Source organism: Geodermatophilus sp. URMC 64 (assembly GCF_053502555.1).
Genome location: NZ_CP199955.1, coordinates 4,557,907 through 4,573,781, shown reverse-complemented (window position 1 = coordinate 4,573,781; position 15,875 = coordinate 4,557,907). Strand labels below are relative to the sequence as shown.

At 69.4% G+C, this 15,875-nt stretch carries 13 protein-coding genes and 2 pseudogenes; 6 read left to right on the top strand and 9 right to left on the bottom strand.

Features of this window, described 5'->3' with window-relative positions:
* Positions 1-399 precede the first annotated feature (399 nt).
* Both ACWIYF_RS22300 and ACWIYF_RS22295 read left to right on the top strand, forming a co-directional pair.
* Positions 400-1,212 (top strand): enoyl-CoA hydratase/isomerase family protein, encoded by an 813-nt coding sequence (locus ACWIYF_RS22300; RefSeq protein WP_448625009.1) that lies wholly within the window; start codon positions 400-402, stop codon positions 1,210-1,212.
* Between the two features lie 381 nt (positions 1,213-1,593).
* A complete protein-coding gene (locus tag ACWIYF_RS22295) occupies positions 1,594-2,418 on the top strand; it encodes an SDR family oxidoreductase (protein WP_448625008.1) in 825 nt (274 codons plus the stop codon).
* 473 nt (positions 2,419-2,891) lie between these two features.
* Here ACWIYF_RS22295 and ACWIYF_RS22290 read toward each other — a convergent pair whose 3' ends face one another.
* Positions 2,892-3,395 carry a VOC family protein gene (locus tag ACWIYF_RS22290; RefSeq protein WP_448625007.1) on the bottom strand — a complete coding sequence of 168 codons (504 nt, stop codon included), beginning with the start codon at positions 3,393-3,395 and terminating at the stop codon, positions 2,892-2,894.
* A gap of 302 nt (positions 3,396-3,697) precedes the next feature.
* On the opposite strand from ACWIYF_RS22290, the gene ACWIYF_RS22285 reads away from it, so the two are divergent.
* The gene (locus ACWIYF_RS22285; RefSeq protein WP_448625006.1) at positions 3,698-4,702 is read left to right on the top strand and encodes an IS481 family transposase; all 1,005 of its coding nucleotides are present in this window, start codon (positions 3,698-3,700) and stop codon (positions 4,700-4,702) included.
* 347 nt (positions 4,703-5,049) lie between these two features.
* Here ACWIYF_RS22285 and ACWIYF_RS22280 read toward each other — a convergent pair whose 3' ends face one another.
* From ACWIYF_RS22280 to ACWIYF_RS22265, 4 genes and pseudogenes are all read right to left on the bottom strand, one after another.
* Positions 5,050-6,219: a FadR/GntR family transcriptional regulator gene (locus tag ACWIYF_RS22280; RefSeq protein ID WP_448628787.1), complete on the bottom strand. Its 1,170-nt coding sequence runs from the start codon at positions 6,217-6,219 to the stop codon at positions 5,050-5,052.
* Positions 6,220-6,303: 84 nt separating this feature from the next.
* Positions 6,304-6,531, bottom strand: a pseudogene (locus ACWIYF_RS22275) (GntR family transcriptional regulator); the annotation flags it as partial.
* Between the two features lie 546 nt (positions 6,532-7,077).
* Positions 7,078-8,613, bottom strand: a complete 1,536-nt coding sequence (locus ACWIYF_RS22270; protein ID WP_448625005.1) for a class I adenylate-forming enzyme family protein — start codon at positions 8,611-8,613, stop codon at positions 7,078-7,080.
* Between the two features lie 339 nt (positions 8,614-8,952).
* Positions 8,953-9,936 carry an LLM class flavin-dependent oxidoreductase gene (locus ACWIYF_RS22265; RefSeq protein ID WP_448625004.1) on the bottom strand — a complete coding sequence of 328 codons (984 nt, stop codon included), beginning with the start codon at positions 9,934-9,936 and terminating at the stop codon, positions 8,953-8,955.
* A gap of 628 nt (positions 9,937-10,564) precedes the next feature.
* Between ACWIYF_RS22265 and ACWIYF_RS22260 the strand changes: the two genes are divergently transcribed.
* From ACWIYF_RS22260 to ACWIYF_RS22250, 3 genes are all read left to right on the top strand, one after another.
* Positions 10,565-11,257: an SDR family NAD(P)-dependent oxidoreductase gene (locus tag ACWIYF_RS22260; protein ID WP_448625003.1), complete on the top strand. Its 693-nt coding sequence runs from the start codon at positions 10,565-10,567 to the stop codon at positions 11,255-11,257.
* Positions 11,258-11,330: 73 nt separating this feature from the next.
* Complete coding sequence (folE, locus tag ACWIYF_RS22255; RefSeq protein WP_448625002.1) at positions 11,331-11,906, top strand: GTP cyclohydrolase I FolE; 576 nt, start codon at positions 11,331-11,333, stop codon at positions 11,904-11,906.
* Between the two features lie 55 nt (positions 11,907-11,961).
* Positions 11,962-12,222, top strand: coding sequence for a hypothetical protein (locus ACWIYF_RS22250; protein ID WP_448625001.1), 261 nt, complete (start codon positions 11,962-11,964; stop codon positions 12,220-12,222).
* 54 nt (positions 12,223-12,276) lie between these two features.
* Here the strand turns inward: ACWIYF_RS22250 and ACWIYF_RS22245 are convergent, their stop codons facing one another.
* From ACWIYF_RS22245 to ACWIYF_RS22230, 4 genes and pseudogenes are all read right to left on the bottom strand, one after another.
* Positions 12,277-13,389: an enoyl-CoA hydratase/isomerase family protein gene (locus ACWIYF_RS22245; RefSeq protein ID WP_448625000.1), complete on the bottom strand. Its 1,113-nt coding sequence runs from the start codon at positions 13,387-13,389 to the stop codon at positions 12,277-12,279.
* A 270-nt stretch (positions 13,390-13,659) separates the two neighbouring features.
* Positions 13,660-14,991 (bottom strand): tyrosine-type recombinase/integrase, encoded by a 1,332-nt coding sequence (locus ACWIYF_RS22240; protein WP_448624999.1) that lies wholly within the window; start codon positions 14,989-14,991, stop codon positions 13,660-13,662.
* Between the two features lie 208 nt (positions 14,992-15,199).
* Positions 15,200-15,382: pseudogene (locus tag ACWIYF_RS22235) on the bottom strand (helix-turn-helix domain-containing protein); the annotation flags it as partial.
* Positions 15,383-15,566: 184 nt separating this feature from the next.
* The gene (locus ACWIYF_RS22230) at positions 15,567-15,737 is read right to left on the bottom strand and encodes a hypothetical protein (RefSeq protein ID WP_448624998.1); all 171 of its coding nucleotides are present in this window, start codon (positions 15,735-15,737) and stop codon (positions 15,567-15,569) included.
* Between the last annotated feature and the right edge of the window lie 138 nt (positions 15,738-15,875).

Sequence of the window (15,875 nt, the reverse complement as noted above, 5' to 3'; positions counted from 1 at the left end):
CGTCTCCGCTCGTCGCGCGAACCCGGGGCGCCGTTCGCGGGCACCGCGCAGCTCGCCTCAGGACGTCCCGGGTCCCTCTGCAGGTAGGCGGCTGCGCGACCGCGCACTCGGTGGCGCGGGCGGCGACGCTGAGCAGTGCGGGCAGATGCCAGTGTCGCCGGCGCCCAGCAGTCGCTTCTCCATGTCGCCTCGGTGGTGCATCGTGGTGACGTGATCCCACGGGATCGTCCCGGGAACGCATCCCAAGAGTCGACAGCGGCCCGGCTGCCCCCCGTGGCTCACGCGTGCCACCTGGTATGCGAGACCGATACCATGATAAAGTATAAGGAATAGGGTGCCGGTGACCTGCCGGCTCGACTGGTGGCGTCCGCGGCTGCGGCGCGCGCATAGGAGAACATGATGATCAAGCCGGCCGACCTCTCGCAGCCGTTCGAGGACGTGCTGTACGAGAAGGAAGGGCACGTCGCCCGGATGACCATCAATCGTCCCGAGCGCGGCAACGCCCTGACGCGGGCCATGCACTCACGCATCCGCGCCATCTGGGACGACGCTCGTGAGGACCCCGATGTCCGGTGCGTCATCGTCACGGGTGCGGGGACGCGCCATTTCTCCACGGGTGCCGACATGGGCGACATCGCCGAGAGCGGACGCGCCCACGACTCCGACGGGCCCTTGACGGAGGAGGTGTTGTGGTCTCCCATCCACAACCGCGTCTGGAAGCCGGTGATCGTGGCCGTCAACGGCCTCGTCGCCGGTGGCGGTCTGCACTTCGTCGTCGATGCCGACATCGTCGTGGCCGCCGATTCAGCCGCTTTCGTGGACACGCATGTGAACGTCGGGATGGTCGGAGGCATCGAGAACATCGGACTGGCCAAACGCCTGCCGCTCGGCACCGCGCTGCGCATGACGCTTCAGGGGCGCAACTTCCGGCTGCCGGCACGCCGAGCCTATGAACTGGGCCTCGTGGACGAGCTGGTCGCACCGGAGGACCTCATCTCCACAGCCGATGCCATCGCCGCGGACATCGTCCACAACTCACCGCACGCCACGTCCCTGTCGAAGCAGGCGATCTGGGCGGCGCAGGACATGGGTTACCACCAGGCGATGGAGTACGGCTGGGCGCTGGTGCGCATGCACTGGAACCACCCCGATCTCGCGGAGGGCGCCCGTGCGTTCGCCGAGAAGCGCGCGCCGCGGTGGACCACCGGATGAGCGAGGCGTGCCCTAAGGCCCGCCTCGCTGCTCACAGTCAGACCAGGAGTCGGATCAGGGATCGACTCGAGTCATGCGCCCCGCGTCTTCGCGCGAACCTGGTTCCGCGGCCTGGCGTCACGGTTCACAGCCGCGGACGCGTGAACGGTAGAGCTGATCGGCGCCGGTGCGAACAGATCAGGTGCTCTTCTCCGGGCGGGTCTGGTCCTCTACAATCCGTGTACTTATTACCACTACCGAGGGTGTTGGCGCACGGCTGCACGGAGCTCCGTCGACGGACTTGCTTGAGCGGGTGGGGAGACGACCTCCCTTGCGAGCGGTGAGGGGTCGTCGCTGTCAGCCGGCGCGCTGCCGCCGTACTTCGATCGAGGGAAGTCACACGTGGATTCGCAGCTATCCGGTCGCACGATCCTGATGTCCGGGGGGAGTCGCGGCATCGGGCTGGCCATCGCCGTCGAGGCCGGCCGTCTCGGCGCGAACGTCGTCCTGTTGGCCAAGACCGACAAGGAAGATCCCCGCCTGGACGGGACCGTGCACACCGCTGTGGCTGCGATCGAGGCCGCCGGCGGTCGCGGACTCGCCGTCGTCGGCGACCTCCGCAATGACGCGGATGTCGATCGCGCGGTCACGACCGCCACCGAGCGTTTCGGCGGGATCGACATCGTGGTGAACAACGCCAGCGCGCTGACGCTCGCCGGTACCGAGGAACTGACGGTCAAGCGCTTCGACCTCATGCAGCAGGTCAACTCGCGGGGCACGTTCCTGCTGACACGTGCGGCGCTGCCCTACCTGAAACGGTCGGAGCACGCTCGCGTGCTCACCCTTTCCCCGCCGCTGAACCTGGCGCCGCAGTGGCTGGGTCGGTTCCCCGGCTACATGCTCTCGAAGTACGGGATGACGCTTCTGACGCTGGGATGGGCGGCCGAGTTCGCGGACGCCGGCATCGCCGCGAACTGCCTGTGGCCGCAGAGCACCATTGCGACCGCCGCGGTGCTCAACCTCCTCGGCGGCGAGGAGGCAGCCGCACGGGCTCGGTCCCCGCAGATCATGGCCGACGCCGCCACAGCGGTCCTCCGACTCCCAGCCGACCGAACCGGAGAGACATTGCTCGACGTGGACATCCTCGCCGAGTGCGGGGTCGTCGACCTGGCGCAGTACGGGGGAGGCCAGCGGCCTGAAATGGACTTCTTCGTCGACGTGCCTTGATCGGAGTCCACTGGCCGGCTGGCCGGACCGGTACGGGCCGCAGGAGTTACGGCCACCCGAGTCCTGCCGGGCGTGCCGAGAAGTAGCGCCATGCTCGGCCGGACCGGCCCGACCGCAGCCGGTACCGAGGTGGACCGGCTGCCCGGGAAGATGCCGTGCGGGCCGGCACAGCGACCTGCTGCCCGTCGACGTCATGATGCTCGGCCGGATCCCGACGGCCGTGTCAACGGCGGGCGCACAGCCACCGCCGATCACCGGCACGAGCTGGCAACTCATCGGCTTCGACTACGTGCATACGCCTTGACGACCACTCCCGGCCGCCCTACATGGAAGTGCTCCTCGCGGCGCGGCAGCGGGCGATGATCACCGCTCCGGGAACCGAAGCGGTCGACCACGAGCAGGCCGTCTGTGCGGCGCAGGCCACCGGCTGGACCAGCACAGACGTCCCTGAGGGCGGCTGAGGTGTCGCGGCCTCAGGACTCGTCCAGGAGTTCCAGCAGCCGGTCCAGTGTCATCTCCGGATCTTGGGGGAACGGTGCATCGGACTGGACGATCTGTACGAGCGCCCCGAGAGAGTTCCGGGGATGCAGATATGCCTGCTGCCAGAAGGGCCGCTCCAAGTCGACGCCGACCACCTCCAGACCCATCCTCGCGGCGGCGGCGATCGAGGACCGGACGTCGTCGACCTTGAAGGTCACATGGTGCAACGCGCCGCTGGAATACGAGGACAGGAAGCGGGCAAGAGGGCTTGAGGGACCGTACGGCTGAATGATCTCGAACTTCCCGTCCTGCCCGAACGAGAGCTGGAGGGCGGCGAAACCGTCGGCCTCCTCGATGTTCGCCAACAAGAACCGCCCGCCGAGCAAGGTCATGTAGATCGGTACGGCGTCGGCGATGCGTGGTACCGCCACCCCTACGTGATCGAAGCGCGCCCCGAGGGAGTCGAGCTCGATACCGCATACCGATCGCATCGCCATGTGATCCAAGGGGACCCCTTCAGCTTTCGTCTATGTCGACCTCGTGCGCTATCTCAGTGTACCGAATAGCAGAGGGGTGTGGCAGGTTCAGCGTGGGCCGCAGTCACGGGCACGCAGGATCGGACGGTGTTCGAGCCTTGCTCCATCAGCCCGCCGGCTGAGCTGACCGGTACGACGCCTAGCTGTACTGATCGGACAGGTTGGTGCACCGCGTCCGAGGGATTCGGATCTTGATGTAGGGAGGGACCTCCGGGTTTGGTTTGGGAGCCGCCAAGCACCCAGCCAGACCCAGGAGGTCCCTCGTGGTTCACCGTAATGCGCCGATGACCGAGACCGGCCGGCTTCGCCTGGCCCGCTGCATCGTCGACCACGGGTGGCCGGTCGCCCGGGCCGCGGAGCGGTTCCAGGTCGCCCGCACCACCGCCACGAGGTGGCGGGACCGCTATCTCGAGCTCGGCCCGGCCGGCATGGTCGACCGCTCCAGCCGGCCGCACTCCTCGCCGCGGCGCACGCCGCAGCCGGTCGTCCGGCGGATCGTGCATCTGCGCTGGAAGAAGCGACTCGGGCCGGTGGCGATCGCCGCCCGGGTCGGGCTGGCGCCCTCGACGGTGCACCGGATTCTGGTCGCCTGCCGGATCAACCGGCTCTGGCACGTCGACCGGGTCACCGGCGAACCGATCCGCCGCTACGAGAAGACCCGGCCCGGCGAGCTGGTGCACGTCGATGTGAAGAAGCTGGGCAACATTCCCGACGGTGGTGGCTGGCGCAAGCTCGGCCGCGACCAGGGCGAGCGCAACAGCAGCGCCCACCGCGATCCCGCTCGCCCCCGCAAGAAGGGCGGCGGAGGGCATCCCAACCTCGGCTACTGCTACGTGCACACCGCCGTCGACGACTTCAGCCGGCTGGCCTACTCCGAGGCCCTCGACGACGAGACCGCCACCACCGCGCTGGCCTTCTGGGCCCGCGCACGAGCGTTCTTCGCCGGCCACGGCATCACCGTCGAACGCGTCCTGACCGACAACGGCAGCGCCTACCGCAGCTACGCCTGGCGCGAGGCACACGCCCAGCTGGGCATCAAGCACTCCCGCACCCGAGTCCGCCGGCCGCAGACCAACGGCAAGGTCGAACGGCTCAACCGCACGCTGCTCGAGGAGTGGGCCTACAAGCGGCTCTACCCCACCGAGACCAACCGGCGAGCCGCCCTGTCAGGCTGGCTGCACCACTACAACCACCACCGGCCCCACACCGCTCTGGGCAACCTCCCGCCCATAAGCCGGTGCACCAACGTCTCCGGGCAGTACACCTAGCCGGGCGGACGGCCTCCGCAGGAACGACATGCGGAGTCCGAGCGGTTCATGCGGACCCCCCAGCGGATCGCTCACCAGGAACCGCGAGCAGCCGACGTGCAGCGATGAGCTGCCCTCTCCGCCTCAGTGGTCAGTGGCTCACCGGTGCGGCACGGGGCCGCGCCGGTCCGAGAAACCAGCTCCGAGTCGGGCCGGCGTCCGCGGCGTCGGTTCACCCGGTCGCCGTCAGCGTGCGGCGCACGAGTTCGAGCGGCAGGGTCATTCGCCGGCTGTCTCCCGCGATGATCATCGGTCCCGGTCGGGAGCTCATCGCGGGCGCGCGCGGCCTCGTTGACCCAGGTCGAACCTCACTCCCACCAGGCACTCAGCGTCTCGAGGTGCCGGTGCATCCGGTGGCGCGCCAGGGGCAGGTCGCCCGCCACGACGGCCTCGACGATGCGGTCGTGCACGCTGGCAACGTGCGCGGCGGCCTCCCCGTCCTCGGCGGAGACGTCGACAGGGCTGTGGTGGTGACGGGCCCAGACCTCCGTCAGCAGGGCGACGAACAGTTCCAGCACCGGATTGCCCGACAGCTCTGCGATCGCACGGTGCAGCAAGCGGGACAAGTCGTCGATGACGGCCAGTGGGGTGTCCGGTCGCACCTGATGGTGTTCGGCCAGTCGGTTCGCGACTTCGGGGGCGTCCTGCCGCGCCATGACGAGCTCAAGCGCACCGAGCTCGAGGACGTTGCGGACGGCCTTGAGGTCGTCCAGGGCAACGCCGCGGTAGTCCAGATACACCGCCGCAGCCTGCACGCTGGCGCTCACATCCGGGGTGGAGACCACCAGCCCACCGCCTGGTCCGCGCCGCATCCGGGCCACCGAGTGGTATTCGAGGAGCCGCGCAGCCTCCCGGAGCACGGCGCGGCTCACGTCATAGCGTTGCAAGAGCTGCGCCTCGGAGCCGACGACCTCCCCGTCCTTGGCGCGGGACCTGATGATGTCGGCGATGATCCGGCGCGCAGTGATCTCTGCGAGCTTGTGCTTGCCGTCCAGCCCCATGGTGAGGAAGCCAGGTGAGCGGCCGATGGGCCGCTGGCGGGTGGACAACATCCAGTCCCGCATGGCCGTCAGGTGCCGGACCATGCGGGACTCGGCCACGGTCGCGTTCCCGGCGACCACGGCATCGACGAGCTTCTCGTGCGCTCGTTCCGAGGCGGCCCGGACATCCGATGCGGACCCGTTCCTCTGCGCCGGGAGCTTGGCGTAGCGCTCGGTGAGTTGGACCAGGACGCCGATCAAGAGCTCCAGCACGGGGTTGCCGCTGACCCGGGCGAGGGTGACGTGGAGCAGGTTCGCGCCCAGCGGATTCTGCTCGGTGGTCTGGGACCGTTCCTCCTCCAACACCGACCGCAGGGTCTCGATGCCTTCCTCGGTGATGTGTTCGGCAGCCAGACGCACGGCCAGTGGCTCCAACAGCAGACGAACAGCGAGCAGGTCCTCGACCGTGGTCCCGACGTACTCGAGGTGGATCACCATGGCAGCTGTCAGGGGACCAGCCTCGGGAGCCCGCACCACCAAGCCTCCGGACGGGCCTCGGCGCATGTGCCCGACGCCGTGGTGCTCGACGAGACGGATGGCCTCCCTGAGGACCGCCCGGCTCACGCCGTAGCGGACACAGAGGTCGCTCTCCGATCCGAGTACCCGGCCAACAGGCCAGCCCGCGGCGGCGATCTCTCCCTCGATGCGGCGGGCGATCGCCGAGGCAAGCGTCGAAGCGCGTGCCGCCCCGCCTGGTCCTGCGTCAGCATTGACCGCGCTATCGACCCCGACAGGGTTGCCCTTTGTCACCCGTGACCCCTCGCAAGCACAATGCACCTCGGTACCCCGGTTGCCCGGGGTTGTGGCAGGGTCACGTCAATGCGTCGGAGCCCTGATTAGTCCACTATACTGTCTTGCCAGCGTGTCGAGTCGCGTGACAAGTCCACACACAGTTGGACTTCACCCCTCCGAGTCCGGCCGGGTAGGGCACCCTCTACTGCCGGATGACCGCGACGTCCCGCAACCCACAGCTGTTGCCCGGCAGCAACCGTTCGCTACCGGTGGCGACGCGGTGGGCCCGACCGAGGAGCCGCTCGATCCCGCGATCGATCCCAGCGCCGGCGTGATCTCCGGGCGATCGCGGCTCGGTGACTCGGAACTTATCGAGGGTCCGCACGCGCGGTGTCGGAGCGCGGTCCCAGCTCCCTGAGCACGGCCGCGTCAACCGGGCGGTCCCTCCTTGCTGCCCGATGACCGTGGCGTCGGCCTGGGGCAGGAACTCGAGCAGTGCACGCGTTGCACCCCGATGGGGGCGCCTGTGACGCAGCAGCACCGAACCCCAAAACAGGAAGCCCGTCAGCTCGGGCGCGCGGCGTGCGTCAGCCGGTGTTGACGCTGCAGAGCCCGCTTGTCGATCTTGTTGTTGCTGGTCAACGGCAACGCGTCATAGACGACCATCTCCCGAGGGAGTTTGTATCCGGCCAGAGCCGTCCGTCCGAATGTCCGCAGATCCTCGAGGGTGAGGGTGCGACCTGGACGAAGAGTCACTGCTGCGCAGACCATCTCACCCCAGTGATCGTCCTGAATGCCGTACACGGCGATCTGCGAGACCGCTGGATGCTCGGCCAGGGCTGTCTCCGCCTCGGCCGGCCACACGTTCTCACCGCCAGTGATGATGATGTCTTTCAGGCGTCCTCGGAGGTGCAGGTACCCGTGCTCGTCGATGGCCCCGAGGTCCCCGACGTGCACGCCGTCCGGCCGGAACGTGTCGGCCGTCTGCTCGGGGTCCCCGAAGTAGCCGTTGCTGACTCCAGGTGCGGTCACCACGATCTCACCGGTCTCTCCGGGCGCCACCTCCTCGCCTCGTTGGTCGACCACGCGGATGACCACACCCGGATAGGCCCGGCCGATCCCGCGAATGCGACCTGCGGTGAGGTCCTCGTGCTCCAGTACGCAGACGGTCCCACCGAACTCGGTAGCCCCGTAACCGTTGGCGACGCGCGCGTTCGGATAGTCGACGAGGAGCTCCCTGACGAAGGCCTCCGTGGCGGGTGCGGACCCGAAGATGGCACGGGTCACCCGTGAGCGCGGAGCCTCGGCGAAGCCGGCCGCGCTCTTGAGCGCGGCATACATCGTGGGTGCACCGCTCAATCGTGAGGCGCCCTGCTCGAGGGCCCGTAGAGCGGCAGCGGCGTCGAAGCGCGGCTGTATCAGCACCGTCCGGCCCTGCAGCAGCACGCTGAGCAGCATGTTCGGCAAGGTGACGTGGAAGAAGGGAGAGTAGTAGAGCTCTACGTCCGTCGCAGCCACCGGATTGTTCATCGCGATGAGCTGAAGTCGTTCCATCAGCCGCGCATGGTCCCACCAAGCGGCTTTCGGAGTCCCGGTCGTCCCGCCGGTCGGGAGGATCAGGGCCGGCAACTCGCGATCCGGCCGCGGGAGCGCTCTGGCGTCGCCGATCACGGCGACGGGCGCGGTGGCCCCCGTGGACAGCGAGTCGGGCACCTCGAGCTGGGGACGTCCCGTCGCTCGGGCCAGATCTTCGAACATCGGCTCGGCGAGGACGGCCGCCGGTGACAATCGCTCGAAGAATGCCTTGGCTTCGACCGCTGTGCTGCGCGTGTTCATCGGAACCGGGGCGATACCGGCGGCCATGGACCCGAGGACGGCCACCACGTGTGCCGTCGAGGGCTGCATGGCGGTGACGAGGCGATCCCCGGGCTGGAACCCCGACCCGAGCAGCGCCCGACCGCAGTTATCCATGCGGTCGACCAACTCGGCGTAGGTCACCGTCCCGGTTGGATCACGCAGAGCGACGTCACTCCCGCGGTGACGGCCGATGGCGCGAAGCCATTCCGGAAGATAAATGCCAGGGCTGGACGGCGACGCCATAACTTCAACCTCGTCCTCTGATCCGACGGACGCCATCACGGGCGCCGGCGGTTCCGCACCGGCGCGTCGGAACATGGCGTCGTGCTGAGATGTTGCGTGAGCCGTTCCTGGCTGCCGATCCTGCAACGCAGAGCGCGACGCTGCCCCTGGCTGTCAGATCGCCGTAGCGGCGCAAGCTCGCGCTCGGGCGTGCCAGGAATGGCGGCCGGCGTGGCCAGCGGGCTGGATGGCGCCTGACCGTGCAGCAGGAGTGCATCTCTCACGGGCACGGCGTCGCAGCGTCTCCCGCCGAAGCACATCGACCAGAACCTCTGGCCTCCGGACGGACCCACTGGGTCGTCACTTGAGAAGCGGGGCGAGCTGACCTCCGAGGACCTGCAGATGCTGCATGGTGAGATCCTCCGGCAGGCCACCGGGCGAGACGTAGATGAAGAGCGTCTCGACGGGGGCGTCACCCATGTACTCGCGGAGCTGGCGCGCGGCGTCCTCTGGCGTCCCCACCAGGATGTTCCCCATCCCCTGGTTGTTCCCCTTACCCATCGTCAGACCACGCGATCGCGCGACGTCGAGGTCCAGAGGCCGGGGCGGCGGATTGTCCGTGCCCTCCACCATCAGTTCGCGGTACGAGTCCCACTGGTACTTGTGGTACGGCCCGACGAGTGGCCAATCGCGCTCGGGGTCGTTGCTCACGAAGACGTTCAGGTGGCCCGACATGCGTGCGGCGGAAGCCGGGTGCCCTCCTTCGAGCAGCCCCTGCTGGTAGGGCTCGAGCAGGGCGGGGTTGACGGAGAGCAGGCCCTCGCCCAGCAGGCCCGCCCGTCGCGCGCCCTGGGGCCCCAGGTAACCGAGCCAGATGGGGAGCCGTTCCTGGACGGGCGGTGGAGTCACCGCTCCCTCGGCCCAGATCTGACGGATATCCCGAACGCGCTGATCGGTGGACGAATAGCGCTTCGTCACATCCGCACCGAAGAGCTCGAATTCGGAGGGCCGATAACCCGCCCCGAGGCCGAGGTCGAGCCGTCCGCCACTCACGATGTCCACGATGGCGGCCTGCTCCGCGATCTCGACCGCCGAGTGCAGAGGCGCGACGATGATGCCTGTCCCGATGCGGATCGTCTTCGTCCGGGCGGCGATGGCTGCGTTGAAGGTGAGTGGCTGCGGCAGGTAGCCATCGGGGAACAGGTGGTGCTCGCTGGTCCACACCGAGTGCAACCCGAGTCGCTCGGCTTCTTCGCACAGCTCGAGGGTGAACCCGTAGAGACGTGACCAGTCCCGGCGCCACCCCGGAGGATTGCGCATGTCCAGGTATATCCCGAGATTCATGGTGCCCACCCCTTTGACCAGACCCGCATCTAACACTGAGTATACTCAAACGAGTCGGCGGTGAAGCAAGGGCTGTTGGCCTGCCGGCCGGTCCAGCGCCGAAAGGCGCTGCTCAGCCCCTGTTCCCCCGAGCCGGTCAGTCGGTCGAGCCGAGCGGGCCCATCCCAGTTCGCCAGGGTCGTCGGGACGGCGTGCACGCGTGTTGCTAGCCGCCGTCGACCCGCTCGGCACGGCAGGGCAGTGCGCAGCATCCGACCCGGCATGCGGCCCGGAAGGTGAGTAACGCCCGCCTGCTCGGGCCTCATGCTCCTCGACGCGGACGGCGAGCGCCGATCCGCCAGGTCCTGGACAAACGACAGGAGGTCCTCGGCCTCCTGGCCGGGTAGCAGTCGGTCTACCAGCGGCATTCCGTTACGCGGGTGGATTGTCGTATACTCTTTTGCGGTCCGGGCGGTCGCAGCAGAGGTGTGGTGACCAAAGCCATGGCGACGTCCTCGTGGAGCGGTGACGCTCTCCCTCGGCGCGACCGGTTCGCGGCGCAGGGCGGCATCGAAGCGACCGAGCACGTCGAGGACCGCGTGCGTGTGGAAGCGATGACCGTCTCAGCGTGTGCGGACAGGGAGCGGACATGACGGCGAACGGACGCCCGATCGCGGTGGTCACTGGGGCGGCGGGCAGCCTCGGACGAGCCGTGCTCACAGAGTTCCTCGAATCGGGCTGGTCCCTGGTCGCCCTAGACCGCGCCGGTGAACGACTTGACGAGATCGGTGCGCAGCCGGACGTCAACGCGATCGCGGTGGACCTGGGCGACCGATCCGCCGTCCACGCTGCATGGAAGGCGATCGACCGCATGGGTGTGCCGACGGCGCTCGTGGCGCTGGCCGGGGGATTCCGGCCGAGCCCATTGGCCGGTCTCACCGAGGACCTGCTCGAAGAGATGTGGCAGTCGAACGTGGCCTCATTGCTGTGGTGCGTGCAGGAAGCGGCCCCCCGAATGGCCGGCGGGGGCGGCGGAGCCGTGGTGACCGTAGGGTCCAGGACGGCAGTCCGGGGGGACGCCCCGGTGGCCCACGCAGCCAGCAAGGCCGCCGTCGTTCGAGCCACCGAATTGCTTGCGGAGGAACTCCGGGGGCAGCGCATCCGCGTCAACTGCGTGCTGCCGTCTGTCATAGACACCCCGGACAACCGTACGTGGATGTCAGCCGACCTGGCCGCCCGGGCGGTGCCGCCGGCCGCGATTGCCAAGGTCATCGCGTTTCTCGTCGGCCCTGACGCGTGGCCGGTCAGCGGTGCGCAAGTGCCCGTGTACGGCGACGGCTGATCGAGCTCGCCGCGCGGGGCGGCCGTCTGGCGTTCGCCAGCGACTTCAGTGGTGATGAGCAGGGGAGGGACAGGTGGCTCGTTGCTTCGACGCCGCCCGTGCCGAGGCCGCGATCCGGGAGCTGCTCCTGGCGGTGGGGGAGGACCCCGACCGGCCTGGCCTGAAGGACACCCCGTCCCGCGTGGCCCGGGCCTACGCCGAGACCTTTGCCGGCCTCTGGCAGGACCCGGGGGAGATCCTCGCGACCGTCTTCGACGAGGACCACGACGAGCTGGTGCTGGTCAAGGACATCCCGATGTACTCGACCTGCGAGCACCACCTGGTGCCCTTCCACGGGGTGGCGCACATCGGCTACATCCCCGGCGTGGACGGCCGGGTGACGGGGCTGTCGAAGCTGGCCCGGCTGGTGGAGGTCTACGCCCGGCGCCCGCAGGTGCAGGAGCGGATGACGTCGCAGATCGCCGACGCGCTCTCCGACGTGCTCAAGCCGCGGGGTGTGCTGGTGGTCATCGAGGCCGAGCACCTGTGCATGGCCATGCGCGGTATCCGCAAGCCCGGCTCGACCACGGTCACGTCCGCCGTCCGCGGGCTCTTCCGAGACAACCAGGCCACCCGCGGCGAGGCGATGAGTCTCGTGCTCCGTGGTTGATCCCCATCGCCGTAGTCCGACACGGTCTTCGACGCAGCTACAAGAGGTGATTCCCGTGAAGATCGTCGTTCCCGACAATCAGTTCTCCGACTCCGGCGGCCGGCGTGCGCCGGAGCAGGCGCCCGACACGGTCCTCGGGAACGCAGACGCACTGTCCAGCGGGGGGCGAACCCTGCGGGCCCGTCGCCGAGTACTCACCGCGCAGCTCGGACGACTGGGAGCTCGCGTGGGCGACACCGACCTTGCCGCTCGCGACGCGGCAGACCGTGCACGTCGGTTGACCTCACGTCTGGAACGTGGCGACCTCGACTGGTGACCCCTGTCGCGGTCGCCCCGGGGTTGCTTGGCAGAGCTCCACCCGTCCGCGGCTTCAGTCCTTCCATGGGCCCTGGGCCGGGACGACCTCGTCGACGAGCCCCCACGACAGGGCTGTCTGCGCGTCGAGGAAAATGTCGCTGAGCGCCAGGTACAGGGTCCGCCACCGGCCGATGCGGCGCGGGATGCTCACCGTGCCCCCGGCTCCGGGGATGAGGCCCATGCCGATCTCCGGCAGCCGGATGCGGGTGTCCGGCGCGGCGACGATCCGATGCGCGTATGCGGGCAGCTCGATACCCGCTCCGACGCAGGCGCCGTGCAGCCGCACCTCGACGCGATCGGCCACGCGGTGCAGCGGCAGGGCGGCCCCGGCGCGGGTGCGCACGAGGTGCGCGGTCACCGGGTCGGGCGTGGTGCCGAACTCGTCGAGGTCACCGCCGGAGCAGAAGGACGGGCCGGCGCCGTCGAGAACCACCCGGACGATGCTCTCGTCCCAGGCGACGGCCTGGAGCGCCGACACCAGCGCGTCCCGGAGCTGCCGCCCGTAGGCGTTGCGGCGCTGCGGCCGGTTCAGCGTCACCCGGACCTCGTCGCCGTCCCGCCGCAGCAGGACCGGCTCCTCGGACGCCGGCGGCGGCAGCGGCCGAGGACCCCGGCGGGCCAGCCAGACGGCGAACTCGGGACCGCCGAGCAGGGTCGAGTACGCCAGGGACTCGGCGTCGAGAGCGGCCGGCACGTCCAGTGCCCCGCTCCAGCGGAGGAGGCCGGCGAGAACGGTGCTCGCCCCGGGGTTGGCGTGCACAGCGCGTAGCACGGCCAGCGCCTCCGCCGCCGGGTCGGTGACCGCCACCAGCTCCGGGGCGCCACGGTCCTCCCCGCTCGGGACCAGGGTCAGGTCCAGCGCCCGCACGAGCGGGTTCCAGCGAGGGTCCGGGGCGCCGTCTGGGGAGAAGCCGATGAGGACCCGATCGCTCCCGGCGGCGGCCGCCGCTGCCGCCGCGACCTCCTCCGGTCGGGCGCCGAGATCAACCAGTAGGGCGGGCTCCTCGACCCGCCCGTCCTCCGCCAGCAGCGGCGCGGTGGCCCGGGTCGCCAGGGCGGACGGGGGGACAAGGGGCAGCCTGGCGTCGGTTAGGGCCCCGGACGGCGGTCGTGCTCCGTTGGTCATCAGTCGGCAAGCCCCCTCTGGCTCCGGACAGGAGAGACAGTCGACGACCCCGTCGCGCCGTGCCCGCGGTCGCTCGGACGGTACGCGGCGGCCGTCCGCACGTAGTCGCCGACATGGTGTGTGGTCTGGACGGCAGCGCGTCGGTGGCGGCACCCTGTCCGGTCCGGTGACCCGGGCTGTTCACCAAATCGCAGGGTTCGAGTCAGCTCGCCACATGCAGGCCGATCATGATCGGCCGACGAGGCTGCTGTGCGTGGTGGTCCGCTCCGATCAGGCGGCCTCCGCGTGGTGCCACGCTGGTGGCCAAAGTGAGGCGTTCAGAGTCGTTCGAGCGGGTTCATCCAAGACCGCACAGTCGCCTGACGTGCACAAACGCACTCCGGTGAACCCCCACGAACCCCCACCAGCCGCCCTGGCAGTGTGGGGGTCAGGGGTTCGAGTCCCCTCAGCTCCACCCATCTCACCAGGCCGTTCTCCCTCGGGAGGGCGGCCTGAGTCGTCTCTGGTTGCAATTGTGGTTGCAGTTGACGCAGGCCTCATGAGCAGCACGGCGCCCATCCGGTCGGCCGCCTCGCGGGCCAGCGCCGGCATGACGTGGCTGTAGATGTCCATCGTCGTGCGCATCTGGCTGTGGCCGAGCAGCTCCATGACCACCCGCGGGTGGACGTTCTCGCTCAGCAGCAAGGTGGCGGCGGTGTGCCGGCCGTCGTGCAGGCGGACGTGGCGGACGCCGGCGGATTGCAGCAGGCGCGTCCAGTCGTCGTAGTCGCTCTTCTTGTCGATCGGCCGCCCGTTGGGCTGGGCGAAGACGAGGTCCTCGTCCTGCCACTCGGAGCCGGCCAGCATCCGCTCGCCGAGCTGCGCGGCCTTGTGCCGGTGCAGCTCGGCGACGAGTGGCAGCGGAAGGGCCAGCGTGCGGTGGCTGCGCTTGCTCTTGGGCTCTTCATAGATCAGCCCGCCACCCCGGACGCGGTGGATGCTGCGCCGCACGGTCAAGGTGTTGTTGAGCAGGTCGACATCCTTCCACTGCAGCGCCAGGGCCTCGGACTGGCGCAGGCCGAGGGCGAGGGCGACGGTCCAGCGGGCGGAGTTGCGGACCTGGGCCGCCGCTTCCAGGACGGCCCGGGCCTCCTCGAGGTTCAGGGCGGTGGCCAAGTCGCTCTGCCGCTGAGCGGGCGGGTCGACGAGCGCGGCGACGTTGCGCGGGACGTGTCCGCGCTGGACTGCCACGGTCAGCGCTCTCGACAGGATGCGGTGGTGGCGAAGCACCGTGGCGGGGGAGTAGCCGTCGTCGAGCAGGGCGGCGTAGAGCTGGTCGAGGTGCTCCGGCCGTAGTCGGTCGATCCGGTGACGTCCGATGCCCGGGATCAGGTGCCGGCGGACGGCGGACTCGTAGGTCTCCAGGGTCCGTTGGCGAACGCGGCGTGGGGCGATGGTGTTGAGCCAGTGCTCGAGCCAGGCGGCCACTGTGGGGGTGGAGGCCTCGGTGACCGTCCCGGAGTCGCGCTTGCGCTCGAGCTCGCGGACCTTCGCGACCACGACGCCGCAGCTCTTGCTGCTGACGTGCCGACGGTCCAGCCTGCCGTTCAGCGTGAAGCCCACCGAGACGTACCCGTGCCAGCGCCCGTCGGCGCCCTTGTAGATCGTCGACTCGCCGTTCGACGTGCGTCCTGCCATCGGCTACCCCGGGGTCGTGGGCCGGAGGTTCAGTCTCAGGGGTCGCGCACACCGGGAGTAGGCGGGCTGTGGATTCATGCGGCGTCCGGCGGAGGCTGTGGACCGGCTGGGGACCCGCGAGTCGGCTCACGTATCGCTCGAGCTCGGCGCGAGTAAGTCGGCAGCTGCGGCCGATGTGAACCGGCCGCAACTGGCCGGTCTTCATGAGCGCGTACACCGTCGTCCGGCCGACGCGGAGCACCGCTGCGGCTTCCTCGGGCGTGACCAGGAGCGGATCGGCGGCCAGGTCGGCTCTCGGATGTTCCGGATAAGCCATGTCGACATCTCCCGGTTCCACCGTGCGTGGGCGTTGCCTCCTGACTGCCTCACCACAGTGGGGGAGGGCCCTGCCGCCGATCTCCAGTCCCCCCACCTCTCCCGTAACCCGGTGGCGACCGTGGGGACCGGAGACTCGAGCGGCGGCCTTCTCTTCCCTACTGGAGAAGTACTGAAGTTCGTGGTCAGCGCACGACGACGGGTGCGCCGGTGAGGTGAGCACGTCTCCGGTAGGCCTCCAGTGCGGGTTGCAGTGCTCGGGCCAGGGCGGGCAGGTCGCGGTCGTAGACCCGCTCGTCGTTCAGCTGGGAGGCGAGCGCGCTGAGCAGCGTGGGCCACTCACGGCGCGTGGGCACCAGAGGAACCGGGACCTCCACGCCCGCTCGACGAGCTCCACAGCAGACCGGCCCGGGGCCGCTGCCTTGGCCTGCTCCCAGGCGCGGTGCCGGCAGGTGGCCGAGCACCACTTGGGGATCGGCCCTCGGGTTCGCGGA

What these genes read in the sequence shown, in the direction of transcription:
- ACWIYF_RS22300 (WP_448625009.1), top strand. Translation starts at nt 400, where the DNA reads ATGATCAAGCCGGCCGACCTCTCGCAGCCGTTCGAGGACGTGCTGTAC.
- ACWIYF_RS22290 (WP_448625007.1), bottom strand. Translation starts at nt 3,395, where the DNA reads ATGGCGATGCGATCGGTATGCGGTATCGAGCTCGACTCCCTCGGGGCG.
- ACWIYF_RS22280 (WP_448628787.1), bottom strand. Translation starts at nt 6,219, where the DNA reads ATGGTGATCCACCTCGAGTACGTCGGGACCACGGTCGAGGACCTGCTC.
- ACWIYF_RS22270 (WP_448625005.1), bottom strand. Translation starts at nt 8,613, where the DNA reads ATGGCGTCGCCGTCCAGCCCTGGCATTTATCTTCCGGAATGGCTTCGC.
- ACWIYF_RS22265 (WP_448625004.1), bottom strand. Translation starts at nt 9,936, where the DNA reads ATGAATCTCGGGATATACCTGGACATGCGCAATCCTCCGGGGTGGCGC.
- ACWIYF_RS22260 (WP_448625003.1), top strand. Translation starts at nt 10,565, where the DNA reads ATGACGGCGAACGGACGCCCGATCGCGGTGGTCACTGGGGCGGCGGGC.
- ACWIYF_RS22245 (WP_448625000.1), bottom strand. Translation starts at nt 13,389, where the DNA reads ATGACCAACGGAGCACGACCGCCGTCCGGGGCCCTAACCGACGCCAGG.